The sequence below is a fragment of the Streptococcus danieliae genome, assembly GCF_025447695.1.
In the GTDB taxonomy this organism is placed as follows: Bacteria; Bacillota; Bacilli; order Lactobacillales; family Streptococcaceae; genus Streptococcus; species Streptococcus danieliae.
Genome location: NZ_JAOBSU010000190.1, coordinates 1 through 1,066 on the forward strand (window position 1 = coordinate 1; position 1,066 = coordinate 1,066).

The window sequence follows — 1,066 nt, forward strand, 5'->3', positions numbered from 1 at the left end:
GGAGGGGAGGAAGGAAGATTGTCTTTATTCTATATTGTCAGTTTTCAAGGATTCCACACAACTTGACAAAGAACCAGAATCTCTAGCGATGGACTAGAGATTCGGGCTTTATTTGATTGGGATTGAGATTTCAATCAGTTTATCTGTATAGAGGGTTTTGATTTCTTCCTTACGAATAGAGTCTGGGTGGATTCGGCGTTTGAGAAAGAAATCGCGGATACTTTCAATTTCAACTTCACGGATAGCCCTGTGCTTATTGCTGATGACAATTTCATAATGGTCGGGGGCCTTTGTGAAAATGACATCGGTATTGCCGGCGGAGAAGGTCTCCACCAAGGTGGCATCCGTGTTTTCAAGTTGGTTTTTAATCAAACGTTGGTGACTAGAGTTTGTATTGATAAGTTTCATAATGACACCTTTCAAATCTATAAGACTTACGAACCAAGGGATTGTTGCCATTGTTGGAGACCCCAACGATGGCTACCACGTTTCAAATGGAGAAAAGCTTGGTCGATTGGGAACCAGGCTAGATTGTTGAAGTCTTCTAGTGGTTGGCCAACTTCAGTGTAAGATTCTACTTCATAAATGTAAGCAGGATTGTAGTAGTGAGTATCCCGATGGCTGGAGTAGAAGTATTCGTCTGCCTGACCATAATACTGCCCCACCTGAGCTGTAAAACCAAGTTCTTCTAGAAGTTCACGTTCAAGCGCCTCTAGATGATTCTCACCCGCCTCAATTTCTCCACCAGGTAGGAACCAGGCTCCATTCGGAGCTTGCACTAAGATAACATGTTCACGACTCGGATCTGGAACTACCGCATAGACCCCATAGCGGACTTGATAGTCCGTCTGAGGATCCTTTTTACCAAAATGAGGAATTGTCATAAGCAAACCTTCCTAAGATTCAATTGTTTTTCTTTATTATATCATGATTTCTTTCTATTCATCTTTTTTAAAAGAAAAAAATTGGGGAGCGAGGAAGTGGAGGAATCCCGAGTTTATCAGTTTAAAAAAGACAAAGGATAGCTAACCCCTTCCCGAGTTTATCAGTTTAAAAAAGACAAAGG

At 41.6% G+C, this 1,066-nt stretch carries 2 protein-coding genes; both read right to left on the reverse strand.

What is annotated here, in order from left to right:
* Positions 1-108: 108 nt before the first annotated feature.
* Positions 109-408, reverse strand: a complete 300-nt coding sequence (locus N4310_RS08500) for a DUF1827 family protein (RefSeq protein WP_160332388.1) — start codon at positions 406-408, stop codon at positions 109-111.
* A 26-nt stretch (positions 409-434) separates the two neighbouring features.
* On the reverse strand, positions 435-884 hold the full coding sequence (locus N4310_RS08505; RefSeq protein WP_262092833.1) for an NUDIX domain-containing protein: 450 nt from the start codon (positions 882-884) through the stop codon (positions 435-437).
* Between the last annotated feature and the right edge of the window lie 182 nt (positions 885-1,066).

Bases quoted from the DNA above. Each gene is read 5' to 3' on its own strand.
- N4310_RS08500 (WP_160332388.1), bottom strand. From the start codon at position 408: ATGAAACTTATCAATACAAACTCTAGTCACCAACGTTTGATTAAAAAC.
- N4310_RS08505 (WP_262092833.1), bottom strand. From the start codon at position 884: ATGACAATTCCTCATTTTGGTAAAAAGGATCCTCAGACGGACTATCAA.